Annotated in this window: 14 protein-coding genes; 6 read left to right on the top strand and 8 right to left on the bottom strand. The window is 56.2% G+C overall.

What is annotated here, in order from left to right; genetic code table 11:
• Nucleotides 1-7: 7 nt before the first annotated feature.
• Nucleotides 8-406, bottom strand: a complete 399-nt coding sequence (locus FHS18_RS26220; RefSeq protein ID WP_183603345.1) for a hypothetical protein — start codon at nt 404-406, stop codon at nt 8-10.
• Nucleotides 407-679: 273 nt separating this feature from the next.
• On the opposite strand from FHS18_RS26220, the gene FHS18_RS26215 reads away from it, so the two are divergent.
• On the top strand, nt 680-865 hold the full coding sequence (locus tag FHS18_RS26215) for a hypothetical protein (RefSeq protein ID WP_183603344.1): 186 nt from the start codon (nt 680-682) through the stop codon (nt 863-865).
• Nucleotides 866-1,035: 170 nt separating this feature from the next.
• Here FHS18_RS26215 and FHS18_RS26210 read toward each other — a convergent pair whose 3' ends face one another.
• From FHS18_RS26210 to FHS18_RS26195, 4 genes are all read right to left on the bottom strand, one after another.
• Complete coding sequence (locus FHS18_RS26210) at nt 1,036-1,314, bottom strand: GNAT family N-acetyltransferase (RefSeq protein ID WP_183603343.1); 279 nt, start codon at nt 1,312-1,314, stop codon at nt 1,036-1,038.
• A 104-nt stretch (nt 1,315-1,418) separates the two neighbouring features.
• Nucleotides 1,419-2,930 carry an ATP-binding protein gene (locus FHS18_RS26205; RefSeq protein WP_183603342.1) on the bottom strand — a complete coding sequence of 504 codons (1,512 nt, stop codon included), beginning with the start codon at nt 2,928-2,930 and terminating at the stop codon, nt 1,419-1,421.
• A 69-nt stretch (nt 2,931-2,999) separates the two neighbouring features.
• Nucleotides 3,000-4,292, bottom strand: coding sequence for a polysaccharide deacetylase family protein (locus FHS18_RS26200; RefSeq protein ID WP_183603341.1), 1,293 nt, complete (start codon nt 4,290-4,292; stop codon nt 3,000-3,002).
• A 530-nt stretch (nt 4,293-4,822) separates the two neighbouring features.
• Nucleotides 4,823-5,059 (bottom strand): hypothetical protein, encoded by a 237-nt coding sequence (locus FHS18_RS26195; protein ID WP_183603340.1) that lies wholly within the window; start codon nt 5,057-5,059, stop codon nt 4,823-4,825.
• A 286-nt stretch (nt 5,060-5,345) separates the two neighbouring features.
• Here FHS18_RS26195 and FHS18_RS26190 point away from each other — a divergent pair, with 286 nt between their 5' ends.
• On the top strand, nt 5,346-5,906 hold the full coding sequence (locus tag FHS18_RS26190) for a DUF420 domain-containing protein (RefSeq protein WP_183603339.1): 561 nt from the start codon (nt 5,346-5,348) through the stop codon (nt 5,904-5,906).
• A gap of 178 nt (nt 5,907-6,084) precedes the next feature.
• Nucleotides 6,085-6,513 (top strand): carboxymuconolactone decarboxylase family protein, encoded by a 429-nt coding sequence (locus FHS18_RS26185; RefSeq protein ID WP_183603338.1) that lies wholly within the window; start codon nt 6,085-6,087, stop codon nt 6,511-6,513.
• An 83-nt stretch (nt 6,514-6,596) separates the two neighbouring features.
• On the opposite strand, the gene FHS18_RS26180 is transcribed toward FHS18_RS26185, so the two are convergent.
• The 3 genes from FHS18_RS26180 to FHS18_RS26170 all read right to left on the bottom strand — a co-directional run bounded on the left by FHS18_RS26180 (nt 6,597) and on the right by FHS18_RS26170 (nt 10,294).
• On the bottom strand, nt 6,597-7,841 hold the full coding sequence (locus FHS18_RS26180) for an MFS transporter (protein WP_409348573.1): 1,245 nt from the start codon (nt 7,839-7,841) through the stop codon (nt 6,597-6,599).
• Between the two features lie 188 nt (nt 7,842-8,029).
• Nucleotides 8,030-9,601: an ATP-binding protein gene (locus FHS18_RS26175; RefSeq protein ID WP_183603336.1), complete on the bottom strand. Its 1,572-nt coding sequence runs from the start codon at nt 9,599-9,601 to the stop codon at nt 8,030-8,032.
• Nucleotides 9,602-9,841: 240 nt separating this feature from the next.
• Complete coding sequence (locus FHS18_RS26170) at nt 9,842-10,294, bottom strand: SRPBCC domain-containing protein (RefSeq protein ID WP_183603335.1); 453 nt, start codon at nt 10,292-10,294, stop codon at nt 9,842-9,844.
• A gap of 139 nt (nt 10,295-10,433) precedes the next feature.
• On the opposite strand from FHS18_RS26170, the gene FHS18_RS26165 reads away from it, so the two are divergent.
• The 3 genes from FHS18_RS26165 (at nt 10,434) to FHS18_RS26155 (ending at nt 13,480) form a co-directional block, all read left to right on the top strand.
• Nucleotides 10,434-11,246, top strand: a complete 813-nt coding sequence (locus FHS18_RS26165) for an AraC family transcriptional regulator (RefSeq protein ID WP_343060681.1) — start codon at nt 10,434-10,436, stop codon at nt 11,244-11,246.
• A gap of 101 nt (nt 11,247-11,347) precedes the next feature.
• Entirely contained in the window at nt 11,348-12,874 is a 1,527-nt protein-coding gene (locus FHS18_RS26160) for an MDR family MFS transporter (protein ID WP_183603387.1), read from the top strand.
• A gap of 12 nt (nt 12,875-12,886) precedes the next feature.
• Nucleotides 12,887-13,480, top strand: coding sequence for a PadR family transcriptional regulator (locus FHS18_RS26155; RefSeq protein WP_246427916.1), 594 nt, complete (start codon nt 12,887-12,889; stop codon nt 13,478-13,480).
• The last annotated feature ends 33 nt before the right edge of the window (nt 13,481-13,513 follow it).

Here is a 13,513-nt window from a genome sequence, read left to right as displayed (position 1 = left end):
CGATTTTCTATGACTTCCTCCCCCCATATTCCCTTCGATAGCTGCTAATGAAGGTATAGATCCAGTAGTAAAGCGTCGCATTCACCGCCGCGGGCAAGTAGAGGACGAATAGCGCAATATGAAATTCGAACTGCAGCACGAGCACGAACAGCGTGACCAGCAGAAGTGCGGCCAGCACGTGCAGGATGTACCGCACCACCACGGCCGCGGCCGTGTCCGGTTCAATCCACCGATGGATCAAGTACGAGACGCCAAGCCCGTACCCGAGCGTCACTCCCCAGCTAATGATAAACACGATGAAAGCGCCCCCCTCCAGAAGCGCAACACCCACGATTAACGCATTCAGTAACGACGACAGGAACGAAGCGATCGCTGCCGCAAGAATGGAATACTCCCTCTTTGCCATCCTTTTGCCCCTCCTCCTCAAGCTTAAGCCGCCTGTGGCGATCCCACCCGCAGGCCGTTATACCGCCATCTTAAACAAGGGCGGCGCTTCGCGGCAGTTCTAACTTTAGTAGTACCTCGCCGCATGGAAGGGAAGAGGGCGCCCGCCGCAAGGGTTTGCATAAGCAGCTTGCCTAGGCCGAAGCTTGACTTTGCGTTTCTATTAATAATAAAGTAAGGGAATACGGTTGCTGCGATAAACGGATCTGTTGAACGGGAAAAAGGAGATATGACAATGACTTGGGATATTAAAGTAGGCAAACAGTACGTGGATGCTCTCGGAATCGAGATGCGCATTGTCGCTATCGAGGACGGTTCGGTCTATTATGCAACCCAACTGGACGAGAACGTACGCGACTTGCCAGTCGAGATTTTCCAGATTGCAATTACGGCAGAGATTAAGTCATCGACCGATAAATAGGCACGCTACACGCCGGCTGTTCGCTCTTATGCGAATAGCCGGCTTTTTATTGCAAGCAGCGCCTGGGATAGCGGTTCGCGGTTCATTTTCTGAGTCTCCTCCTTCTCCAAGAAAAAAGAGCACTGCGCCTATAAGCGCAATGCCCTTCACCGTTCATGCTGCCCGGCATGCTATTCCTGCTGCCAGACATCGTGGTACTCCTTATGCCTGCGGAACGAGGCATGCGCGTACGAGCACGCCGGTATAATCTTCTTGCCGTTCTCGCGAGCATAGGAGACGACCCGCTGCACCAGCTGCTCCGCAATGCCTTGGCCGCGAAGCGACTCGGCGACATACGTATGGTCGATGACCAGCGTGTTCTCACCCGGCTGCGCATAGGTGATCTCCGCAATCGGCGCGCCATCCTCGCGGATGTAGAACCCATTGCCCTCCTGCACGATATCCCTCATCTGCAACGCCTCCTTGTCTGCCTTAGCTAGCGATGCACTCCATCATACCCTCGTTAGCCTCCTGCAATACATGTACCATACAGCATTCGGGCGCTTGCCATTCCTTACGGACGAGCCATGGGCAGCTCGATCGTGACCTTCGTGCCGATCCGCTCCTTGCTCTCGATCAGCAGCCGGCCGCCATAGTTGTCCAGAATCCGCTTGCTGACCACAAGCCCAAGGCCTGTCCCCGTATCCTTCATCGTGAAGAAGGGGACGAAAATTTTCTTCAGCGTATCGGGCGACATGCCCCTGCCGTTATCTTCGATCCGAAGCTGGATACGATCGCCGGCATAGGAAGACACGATCGTCAGCTGGCCTCGTCGTTCCAGCGCCTCGAGCCCATTCTTCGCCAGATTCAGCACGATTTGTTTGAACTGGTCCTTGGAAAACATCACATAGAGCGGTTCCTGCGCCATCAGGACGCGAACGTCCGCATTATGGAGCCGGGCCTCCGATTCGATGATCGGCAGAATCTCGCTGAGCACGGGTTGGATGGCGAAGACCTCCTTGGAGGGCACGGTCGGCTTCCCGATGATGAGCAGCTCGCTTACGATGCTGTTAATCCGGTTGATCTCCGTCTGAATCAGGGAGAAGTAATATTGGTCGCGCTCCCCTTGATACTTCTCGCTCAGCAGGTCGATGAAGCCTTTAATCCCCGTCAGCGGATTGCGGATCTCATGCGCCGTCCCTGCCGCGATCGTCCCGATCATCCGGAGCTTATCTCCCTCGATCTGTTCCAGCTCCTTGGCCAAGCGCCGCTTCATGAGAACCGTATTGACCAGGAAGTAGACCACGTTCAGCAGCGCAAAGGCGCCAGCGCCGAAGAAGCCGGTCGGCCACATGACAGAGGCCTGATAATCCTGTTCCAGCACGACTTCCACGCGCCATGGAACCGCCTCCAACTGGAGGGAGGAAGAGACGGTAGGAACTCCTGAGGTTATTTTCTTCGTCTGCATCAGAATACGGCCGGAACGGTCGGTAATACGCAGCGTCTCCTCATGGAGGATCTGACGCAGGCCATCCTCAAGCTTCTCGACTTGCACCGTTCCAACCACAACGTAGAGCACCTTGCCCTCTTCGCTGATGACCGGAGAGGCGATCGAAACGATATAGCGTCCGGTCACGCGGCCAAAATGCGGCTCCGAAACTTGCGTTAAGCCCGTCAGCAGCGCCAGCGAGAAATAAGCGCGGTCCGATTGGTTCACCGATTGCTCCAGGCTGCCAGTCGTGGCGATTACATTGCCGTCCCGGTCCACGACATAGAAGTTGGAAAACCGCGAATCCATCTGCTGGCTGGCGACCAACATCCGCTTGGTCACGGGGGACTCGGGCGATTCGCTGCTCAAGTAGATGGCCATGCTCTCCAGCCGGCCGATCGTCTCGCTGAAGAAGTTCTCGACATATAACCCATGTACGCCGGTTAGCGCATGAGCCTCTTCCTTCAAGTCCGTATTCGATCGGCTCTTAAGCACCTGGAACAGAATGAGGCTGAATACGATGAGCGGGATGATCACGATAAGAACATACAGCGTCCAATTCGGACGTCTTGTGTAACGTATTGAAGTGTTCGTCAATGCACTTAATGCTCCTTAAATGCTTTTGCAAATCAGATATTCCTAGTTTATCCGTATCATAGCAGTTGGTCACGCCGTCTTCAACACATAGAACTGATTATGCGTGATCTTGAAAGACAGCTTCCCGTTGCTCTCGCCTGGGGTTCCGGCGACCTTCACCGCCTGCCCGCCTGCGGGAATCAGCCGGAAAGTAGTCGTATCCGCAAGTTCCACTACCGCTTCATGCGCCTTGGCGTCCCACGCGACCGTCCCTTTGCCGACCAGCCACTCCCGCAGCGGCATCCATCCGTGTTCGCGCTGGAAGGCCGTCACGGCGGCCTCGGCCTGCTGATGCAGCGACGGCGTCCATGCCTTGTGCCATTTGTCCGCCCCGAAGCGGAAGGTAACGGGCTTCGTCTCCTCGTTCATGACGGCGAACCGGTAGCCTTTGGCCTTGTAATATTCAATAATCGCCGGCAGCGCCTTCACGGACTGCTCGTGACCTGCTCCATCGTGCAGCAAAAGCGTCACTTCTTTCGCAAGCTTCGTCTGCTTGACCATCCGGATGATCTCCTCCGCCGGCACATTCGACCGTTTCGAATCCCCCGAATCCACGTTCCAGTCCATAATGCGGAAGCCCGCTTCCCCTAGATATTGAAAATAGAAAGCATCGAAGTTCGTGTACGTGCCCCCCGGCGCCCGCAGCAGCGTCACTTGCTTGCCGGTCAGGCGGGTGAGAATGTCGTCGGTCTTCTTCACCTGAGTCCAGAAGCCCATAAAGCTATGGTACAATTCCTCGTATTTATGATTATAGGTATGATTGCCGAGGCCATGCCCCTCTCGGACGATGCGCTTCACCACTTCCGGAGCGCGCTCGGCCGATTGGCCAAGCACGAAGAACGTGGCCTTCACCTTGTACTTCGCGAGCAGATCGAGGACTTCGGGCGTCCACTTGCTCGGCCCGTCATCGAAGGTCAGATAGACGACTTTGTCCGGCACGTTGGATGCAAGCTTACTCGAAGCGGCTTCTTGGACTTTCGCTTCCGGGACGGCCGAGGTATTCGGAGTGGAGGCGATCTTCGGAGCGGCAGAGGCATTCGGGTCTGCTGGAGTTTCGGCAGCCGTTGGCATTGCAGCGGGAATCGTTCGCACGTTCCCGTATGCCTGAACAAGCGACGATGCAATGCCCGCTTGCGCGGCGGTAATGGCGGCATTAGGCCGCTTCGTTACGGCGTTATCCGCCTCTATATCAGGTGCAGCTGTCCCCTGTGCGTGCGCATGGGCCATCGCGCCTCCGCCATCGGTCAACTCCAGCTTCATCATCCCCATGAGCAGCAGCATGACAACCGCCACGGCGGCTATGCGTTTCCAAGCTACGTTCATCCTTTTCTTCATCCTCTCCGGCTATCGCCTTCATTGATGGCGCAGCAAGTTTCAAGCGTGCCTTGCGGTGAACTTGATAGAGTATATGGAAGAGTACGAGAAAGTAGGACTGTTTTTGAGCCTTTGTTAAAAACTGCTCCGGGCTGAATATTCTCAACATTTATCCATCTGTGGATATTTAAAATTGTGGATATGTTAATACGATCAGCAAACATTGTTCACATCAGGCAAATTTTACGTGTGGATGATGTTGATAACTCTGTGGATAACTGTGGATAAGCTGTGAGGAAGTTCACAAAGGGGTACATTGTGCGCTAGTTACCAGGTTCACCATAACACAGAAACTGGAATCTAATAGAAACTTCTGGATCTACCAAACGGCGATCCTATTAGAATCTGCCTCCCTGGTTAGGAGAATGAAGTTGATCCGGCAAGTGAACCGGATGCTGCGGGATAACCCTATAACCCCGTGTGGATAAGTTGAAACGCGACTCTGTATGCCTAGCGGCTGCATCTGTCATGATTACGGCTTACCGGTCGATCGCCTGACCGTCCTGATCGTAATAAGTGTAATGGAATTCGTAGCTGTGGTCCGTAGATTCGGGCAGGTCGATCCACGTGACGGCCTTTTCGCGGACTTTGAAATCCTGTATGATCTCGTGTTCGTTGACCCCAAGCCTCATGCGGGCAATCATGTTGCCTTCCGTCGTAATGACCATGAAACGGAATGGAATATCAGTCTCAGCCGGAGATGGAAAATAAAACAACTCGAACGTCTCACCGCACCGCAATGGCGATCGCGATAATCACAGCCAAGATGTAGATCAGCTTGCTTCTCTTACTCGCCATGAAGCACCTCCCGTATGCCGCCCACCGTTTGGTTTCCAATTTTTAGACGAAAGAGGCTTCGCGAATGTTGCACGATCCCCTGTTCAAAAAAGGGTCATACGCGCGCCACAAATCTGTTAGAACTCCCGCCCCGACCCGGTTGCGATGCCTAGCGCAGATCGGCTACTGTTAAGAGGTAACCAAACTGCCAAAGGAGCCATAACGATGACTTCGAACCGGAACGCCGCTGCCCCTGCGGACAAGCCGCGCAATTACACCACGTTGATCGTCACGCTGTCGATCGCGATTAACGTGTTGGTCGCCGTCCTGTTCTTCCTGCCCGGATATGACGGGGAGGTCGGCTTCAATATTTATTTGCTGCCGATGCTCAATGCGATCTTCAACAGCTTCACCTTCGTGTTCTTGCTTGCCGCGCTGTATTTTATTATGAAGAAGAATATTACGCTGCATAAACGGTTTATCTTTGCGGCGTTCACCTCTACGACGCTATTCCTGATTTCGTATGTCACTTATCACGGCCTGTCGGAATCGACTTCCTACGGCGGGACCGGCATTCTGCGCGGGATCTACTTCTTCATCCTGATCACCCACATCCTGCTGGCGATCGTGATCGTCCCGCTCGCGCTCATCTCGACGGCGCGGGGCCTCAACATGCAGGTGGAGCGGCATAAGAAGATCGTCCGCTGGACGATGCCTCTATGGCTGTACGTATCGCTTACGGGCGTTATCGTGTATCTGATGATTTCGCCGTACTACGGACAATAACCTTTGACTTGCGACCTGACGGATGGTGCTACGTGCATCATCCGTTTTTTTCGTGCTGTCCGCTTCTTCTCCAAATTTCTCTCGCCATGATGTCACAGAATGCACGGTTCCCTCCGTCTTGTTAGTGAGTAAGACGCAAGCGCCTGATCGGCGCGCTAACTTTAAGGAGGAACTACCCATGACAAAACGTCCATCCCTGCACGCAGCCAGCTATACGGCCATGAAGAATTTCGCCGAGCAAGTCGCCAACACGGAGCTCGATAAGAAGCTGATCGAGCTGATCAAAATCCGCGCCTCCCAGCTGAACGGCTGCGCCTTCTGCCTGGATATGCACGCGAAGGACGCCCGCGCGATCGGCGAGAGCGAACAGCGGATCTACACCGTCTCCGCATGGCGGGATACGCCTTTCTTCTCCGAAGCCGAGCAGGCGGTGCTGGCGCTGACCGAGGCCGTGACGCTCGTATCTGAGAAGCATGTGCCGGATGCCGTCTATGAAGAAGCGGCCCGCCACTTCGACAACCGCCAGCTGAGCGAGATTCTAATGACGATCATCACGATCAACGGTTGGAACCGAATCGCGATTACAACAGGCATGATGCCGAGCTAACGAGCACCGGCACGCACTGGAGCCCACGCGCCAATAGGCGGCTTCCCCATTGCATGGTCTGCAATGGAGAAGCCGCCTTTTCTTCATACGTCCTTCAAGTGAGCCGGGGATCCGCTCGTCTGCCCGCGTCCCCCGTACAAGCAGCAGACCGCGAGCATAATGCCGAAGACCGCCATGCCCACGGCGCCTGTCATGACGACGAGCGGAATGGACAGCCACTGCGCAGCCGCGCCGAACAGCAGGGTGGCCAACATGGCAAGCGCAGCCTCGATGAGGCCCAGCAGACTGCCGACCCGCCCCATGACTTCCACCGGCACATTCGCCTGATAGAAGGTCGCGAAGCCCGAGTTGACGAAGGCCAGCCAGAAGGCCAGCACGACAAACCCGACGGCTGCGGCCATGAACGAATGCGAGAACGCGTAGATGAGATAGCCTAAGCAGACGCCTAGCGTTCCGATCCCGACCATGAACGTTGGCGCAGCCCTCTTCACGACGAGCGTATTGATGAAGGCACCGATCATAATGCCCGCGCCTGCGGTGCTGACGAGCAAGCCGTACTCGCTGTCGGTCAAACCGAGCACCTGCTTGGAGAAGGCCACCTCCAGCGAATCCATCGCCGAGGCAATGACAACCAGAATGAGGCTGTACAGGAACCAGATCGTCATGACGTAGACCTGCTTGCGGCCGAAAGCGATCACGAGCCTTAAGTCCGTCTTCACCACCGACCAGGACAACTTGGCCGCCTGCTCGCCACCCTGAGGCGTACCTTCCACATTGGGCAGCAGCATCAGGACGAGGCCCGAGAGCAACATTGCCACAGCCGTTACGTAGATCGCCGCGCTCGGCGGACCGACGAGGAACAGCAGTCCCGCAGCCGCCGGACCGGTCAGGAACGCGCCGGAATGGATGAAGCTCTGAATCGAGTTGTAGCGCGGGCGTTGGTCGCCGGGAATAAGCTTAGTCACATAAGCCATCGAGGCCGGACCGAAGATCGAGCCCGCGGCGCTCACGAGGAAGACGAGGACGAAGACCTGCCACATCGACGTACATAGCGGCATGAACACGATCAGCGCCGCCCGAATCAGATCCAGGGCCACCATCAGCCTGCGCTTGTTCATTCGGTCGATCAGGCTGCCGGACCACAGATTCGTGCACAGCGTGGCCAGAGGCTTAATGACATAGAGGGCCGAGATCGCAAGCGGCGAACTTGTCATGTCCAGCAGCATCAGATTCAGCGCGATCAGGTATATCCACGCCCCGATATTCGTAACGCCGACGCTGATCAGCAAGATTGAAGGGTATTTCCATGTATCGAGCCACGTACTCAGCCGCATTGCACCACCCCTGTCATCATTCATTCGCACTCGCACATGGTTATTAGTGGAAAATACTAACAGCGATTCGGCAGCCTGTAAAGAGGGATTTCTCCCTTCTCAGATTGGAGAATGGTGCCGATAGGCAAAAAGCGCTTGCCGGCATGGAGCCAGCAAACGCTTCTATCGAAAACCCGATTCGCTTAAGGCAGACAAAGCTCCACGCTCGTCCCTTCGCCAATGCGGCTCTCCACGGACATCGTGCCCTGATGAGCAGCGATGATTTTGCGGACGATCATCAAGCCAAGGCCGTTGCCGTCCGGCTTGGTCGTCAAGAACGGCTCTCCGAGCCGCTTCTGCACCTCTTCGCTCATCCCGCTCCCCTCGTCCGTGAACCGGATATGTTGGCGGTCCTCCCGCACATCGAGCTCAATTTGAATCTTCCCGCCATAAGGCATCGCTTCCTGGGCATTGCGCAGGATGTTCAGGAACACCTGCTTGATCTGATTCCGGTCGCAAAGGATCGGCTTGTCCCCGCGCATCTCGGTCGTGATGGCAAGGCCGTTCATTGCCGCCTGGATACCGAAGATCCGCAGTACCTCATCAAGGATGACCACGCAGCTCTCCTCCTTGAATTGCGCGGCCTGCGGCTTGCCGAGAATCATGAACTCGCCGACGATGAGATTCATACGTTCGAGCTCCGACATGACCAGATCGTGATGCGCCAGCTTCCCGCCCGCGTATTGGAGCAGTCCCTTCACCACAGTCAGCGGATTGCGCACCTCATGGGCGATGCTGACGGCCAGGCGGCCGGCGAAGACCAGCTTCTCCGTATTGCGGAGCACCTCTTCGGTCGTCTTCAGCTCCGTAATATCGCGCAGGCTGCCGACTACGCGAATGAGCATTCCCTGCTCATCATGGATCGGGACCACATCGAGCAAATAATGCTTCGCCGCGCCTGCGGTCCGCAGCTTGAGCTCAGCGCCGACCACTTCATTCCCGCTCCGCATCACACGTTCAAAATAGTTCGCCACAAGACCGATTTCGAATACGCTGGAGCCGACCCCAGCTTCAATCAAGCCATGCTCGAACAAATTCGCGATGGGCGCGTTCATCTCGATGACGTGGCCCTCCGCATCCGTGATGATCAATCCGTAATAGTTCGTATTGACGAGCACCTGATTCAGAATTTGAAGCTGCGTATTCTGCTTCCGCAATTGAATCTCCCGCTCAATGGAATCCGTTACCGTCGCCAGCAACACGCCTAAGTACGAATGGGCGAGATCCAGGCTCGTCATGATCGAGATGGCGCCGACCGGCCGCTTCCCTCCTTCCGCCATGATGGGAATCGCCCAGCATGCCATCCCTTGAATCACCTCATGGTGATGTTCCTGCCCCTGCAAGCATAAGGGCTGCCTAAGCATAAGGCATAACGCGGGTGCGTTGGGGCCCATTTGCGTCTTGCCGAACTGTACGCCCGGGACGATGCCGAGCGTGCGGACGGTATTCAGAATGGCGGAATTGCCCCCCATATCGAGAACATATCCCTCCGCGTCGAAAATACAGATGAGCATGGGACTGCCCGTTAACGCCGCGAGAAACTTCTCGACGAAGAACGTCGTCACTTCGATAAACTCACTATATTGGATCAGCCGCGCCTGCAGCTCCTCTTCCGTCAAATACCCGCTGAATCCCGGCACCTCGGCCGGATCCATGCCTTCCTCGTAACAACGCTGCTTCCACTGCGTGATAAGCTCGCTCAGCGTCAGTGTCATGCCAATCTCCCCCTGCCAGCCTTCCTAAACCTAACCTATAATGCGATCTTCATATATTCGACTTTATAGGCCATCAATCCTTTGCTTGGCGGTCACTGGTATTTATATCCACGCAAAAAACCCCATACCTTCTAGGCATGAGGGCTTTGTAGAAAGACGGTGAAGATTCGCGAATTGCGGCTTGCGCGGCATGAAGCCGCACGGGAAGAACCATCACCTCGGCTTGTCCGCCTTCGGCGGTTACCAGCCGAAGTCCAGCGGCTGCCCCGACTCCGCGACGGTCTTGATATTGCTTAGGATCATCCACCAATGCGATTTGGCATTGTTCAGCGAAGGATGTTCGGCAGGCGTCCATTCATCGTTCACGAGCGTCAGTTTCGTCGTATTCCCGACCGCCTCAAGCGTGAAGGTGACGCGGGACTGGAGCTCCTCATGATTGTCGTAGTAGGAAGGACCCGGATGTTCGCAATAACTCAGCTCCTGAGCCGGCTTCACAGCCAAGAGCGTGCCGTATACATGAACCGTCTGATCTCCGTCATTGCCAGGCCCGACGTAAGCGTACGGCGCGCCTTCCTCGAACGTAGATTCGATCACGCAGCCGAAGAACGTTTTCTTCGTCCCCTCCGGCGAGACGAGCACCTCCCATACCTTCTCCGGCGAAGCGCCGATATAGAACTCATAGCGTAACTCCATTAGTAGCAGCTCCTTCTTTATCCAAAGTGATGGCAAGACACGCTGACTGGCCTCAATTCTATGCTAGTATGAGAATAGCACGCCCCATTTTAGCAAGTATTGTAAAAAGGCGACAAAAGCCAGAAGGAGTGATCGATTCGTGCATCACCAAGCCGAACGCCCAAGCATGGGCGTCCTTCAGCTCCAGGAGGGCGAGAAGCAGTTCACCCTCTCCCGATATGCCCCATCGCCTGCCGCAGCCGCCTTCATCAAGCACTATTGGATCGTCAGCTGGGATCTGACCGGCAAACCTCCCTATCTGCAAAGCGTGATCCCCAACCCTAACGTCAATCTCGTGATCGAACGCGGACGCTCCGGCGTCTTCGCGCCCACGACAGCCAAATTCGGCCATTTGGTCCAAGGCAAAGGCTGTGTGTTCGGCATTAAGTTCAAGCCGGGCTGCTTCTTTCCCTTCATCAATAAGCCGGTCTCCGGCCTCATCGGGGAGCCCCTGCCGGTAGACAAGCTGCTCGGCGCCGATTCGCGAGAACTGGAGGAAGATCTGCTGTCACTGCCTTCGGAATCGCTCATGGTGGATCGGATGGAAGCGCTGCTGGCGCCGCGCCTGCCCGAGCCGGATCCGCAGGCCAGCTTCCTCAGCCAGCTGATCGGGCAGATAAGCGGTGACCGCGGCATCACGAAGGTAGAGCAGATTTGCGAACGGTACGACATGAACATTCGCAAGCTGCAACGGCTGTTCGACCAATATGTCGGCGTACCGCCGAAGTGGGTCATCAAGCTGTATCGGCTGCAGAACGCGGCAGAGGCGATCGACCGGGGCAGCCAGCCGGATCTGCTGCAGCTTGCCTTCGAGCTCGGTTACTACGATCAATCCCACTTCATTAAAGACTTCAAGGCGATCCTGGGCATAACGCCGGACGAATATATGAGGAAAGGGATTGCGAGCCATTAAATCCTTGCAGTTTACTCAAATTTGAGTATACTAACGAAGTAATCAAATTTGAGTAGTCACAAGAGAGGTCATTCGACGTGGAAGCGAAAAAAAACGGCAGTATGGGACTCGTCATTGCGGGGCTCATGTTAGGCTTGTTCATGTCGGCGCTCGATCAGACGATCGTATCGACGGCCATGACCCAAATTATTGCCAAACTCGGCGGATTCGATAAGTTTGTCTGGGTATATTCGGCCTACATGATTGCGATGGTCGTCTGTTCCCCGATCTTCGGCAAGCTGTCGGATATGTATGGGCGCAAGCGGTTCTTCCTCGCGGGCCTGTTCGTGTTCATGGCAGGCTCCATTCTGTGCGGAACGGCGCAGAACATGGAACAGCTCATTATTTACCGGGCCATTCAAGGCATCGGCGGCGGCGCGGTCACCCCGATCGTATTCGCGATTATTTTCGATCTGTTCCCGCCCGAGAAGCGCGGCAAGATGATGGGCCTCTTCGGCGCCGTCTTCGGCATCTCGAACGTGTTCGGCCCGATCATGGGCGGCGCGATTACCGACAGCATCAGCTGGCGGTGGATTTTTTACATCAACGTGCCGATCGCCGTATTGTCGTTCATATTCATCCTGAAGGCGTATCATGAGTCGACAAACCATAAGAAGCAGAACATCGACTGGGCCGGAGCCATCACGCTCGCTGCCGCGGTGCTCTGCCTCATGTTCGGCCTGGAGCTTGGCGGCAGCGACGGCTGGGCTTGGTCGTCGTGGAATACGATCGGCTTGTTCGTTGCCTCAGCGGTACTGACCGCCATATTCGTCGCGTGCGAGCGCCGGGCGAAGGATCCCATCATCGCCTTCAAGCTGTTTAAGGACAACGTGTTCACGAGCAGCATGATGATCTCCTTGCTGTACGGCGCAGCGATGATCGGCACGGCAACCTATATCCCGATCTTCATTCAAGGCGTGTTCCATAAGACGGCGACGGAGACGAGCACCGTCCTGACCCCGATGCTGATCGGCGTCGTGCTGAGCAGCCAGGTCGGCGGGCGGATTGCCGGCAAGCTGCGTTATCGCACCGTTATGATATTCTCCGCGTTGGTGTTATTCATCGGCCTGTCGCTGCTCGGCTTTGTCATGGACGCCTCGACGAGCCGCCTGTACATTACCCTGTTCATGATCGTCACTGGCCTTGGCATCGGCGTCTCCTTCTCGCTCCTGAGCATCTCGACGCTTGGTTCGGTACCGCCCCAGTATAAGGGCTCCGCTTCATCGCTCATTACCTTCTTCCGGACGATCGGCTCGGCCCTCGGCGTCACGGTGTTCGGCGCGATGCAGAAGCATGTATTCCAGGATGGGCTGAACGCGTTGCCGAATGTGGATCCGCAGCTAGCGGAGCAGATTAAAGGCGGCCAGGCGCTGCTGGACCCGACGATCCAGACGCAGATGGGCTTGTCCCAAGACGTCATCAACGTCCTGCTCGGCAACCTGGCCGATTCGATTCTGTTCCTCTTCCAGTGGTCGGTCATTCTGCCGGCCGGCGCCCTCATCTTCGCGCTGCTGATGGGACGCGCGGGCCTCGAAGCCCGCGGCGACAAGCAAGGCGCGAAGCCTGCGCCGACAGCCGGAGGGCATTAGGCGATTATGGCGATGAAGCTGTTGATTCTCGGCTTGCTGATGGAACGGGATTTGCACCCGTACGAAATCCGCAAGATCATCAAGTCGCGCAACTGGGACGAAAGCTTCAAGCTGCGTGACGGCTCGCTCTATTATGCGGTCGATCAGCTGCGAGCGAGCGGGCACATCGAGCCCGCCGAGGTGGTGCAGGTGCCGGGCGAGAAACGTCCGGACAAGGTCATCTACCATATCACGGAGAAAGGCGTTGCCGCCTTCCAGGAGCTGCTCATTGCGCAGTTCAAGCAAATCTCCTACCCGCAGCATCCGGTGTTCTCCGGACTTCCGTTCGTTCGTTATGCCGAACCGGCGAAGGTCGAGCCCTTCTTGGCCGAGCATCTGGAGGCCGGCCGCAAGCGGATCGACCGGCTCAAGCTTGTGCTAGAGCGGAAGGCGCATTACCTCCCCCGGGGTTCGACGCTCATGATCGAGGGCTTCATCGCGTTCGGCGAGACCGAATGCGACTGGATCGAGCGGCTGCTGGAGGAAGCGAAAGCCGGTACGCTCTTCACCGGTCCGAAGCTGACGCTCGAAGAGATCGAGGCGTACTTGCAGCAGTTCCCGGACTAGCCCGTTGAATCGTAGAGAGCAAGGCTTAGCAGG

It is taken from the genome of Paenibacillus phyllosphaerae (assembly GCF_014192105.1).
GTDB classification, from domain to species: Bacteria; Bacillota; Bacilli; order Paenibacillales; family Paenibacillaceae; genus Paenibacillus_Z; species Paenibacillus_Z phyllosphaerae.
This window is presented reverse-complemented; position numbering and strand designations above follow the sequence as displayed.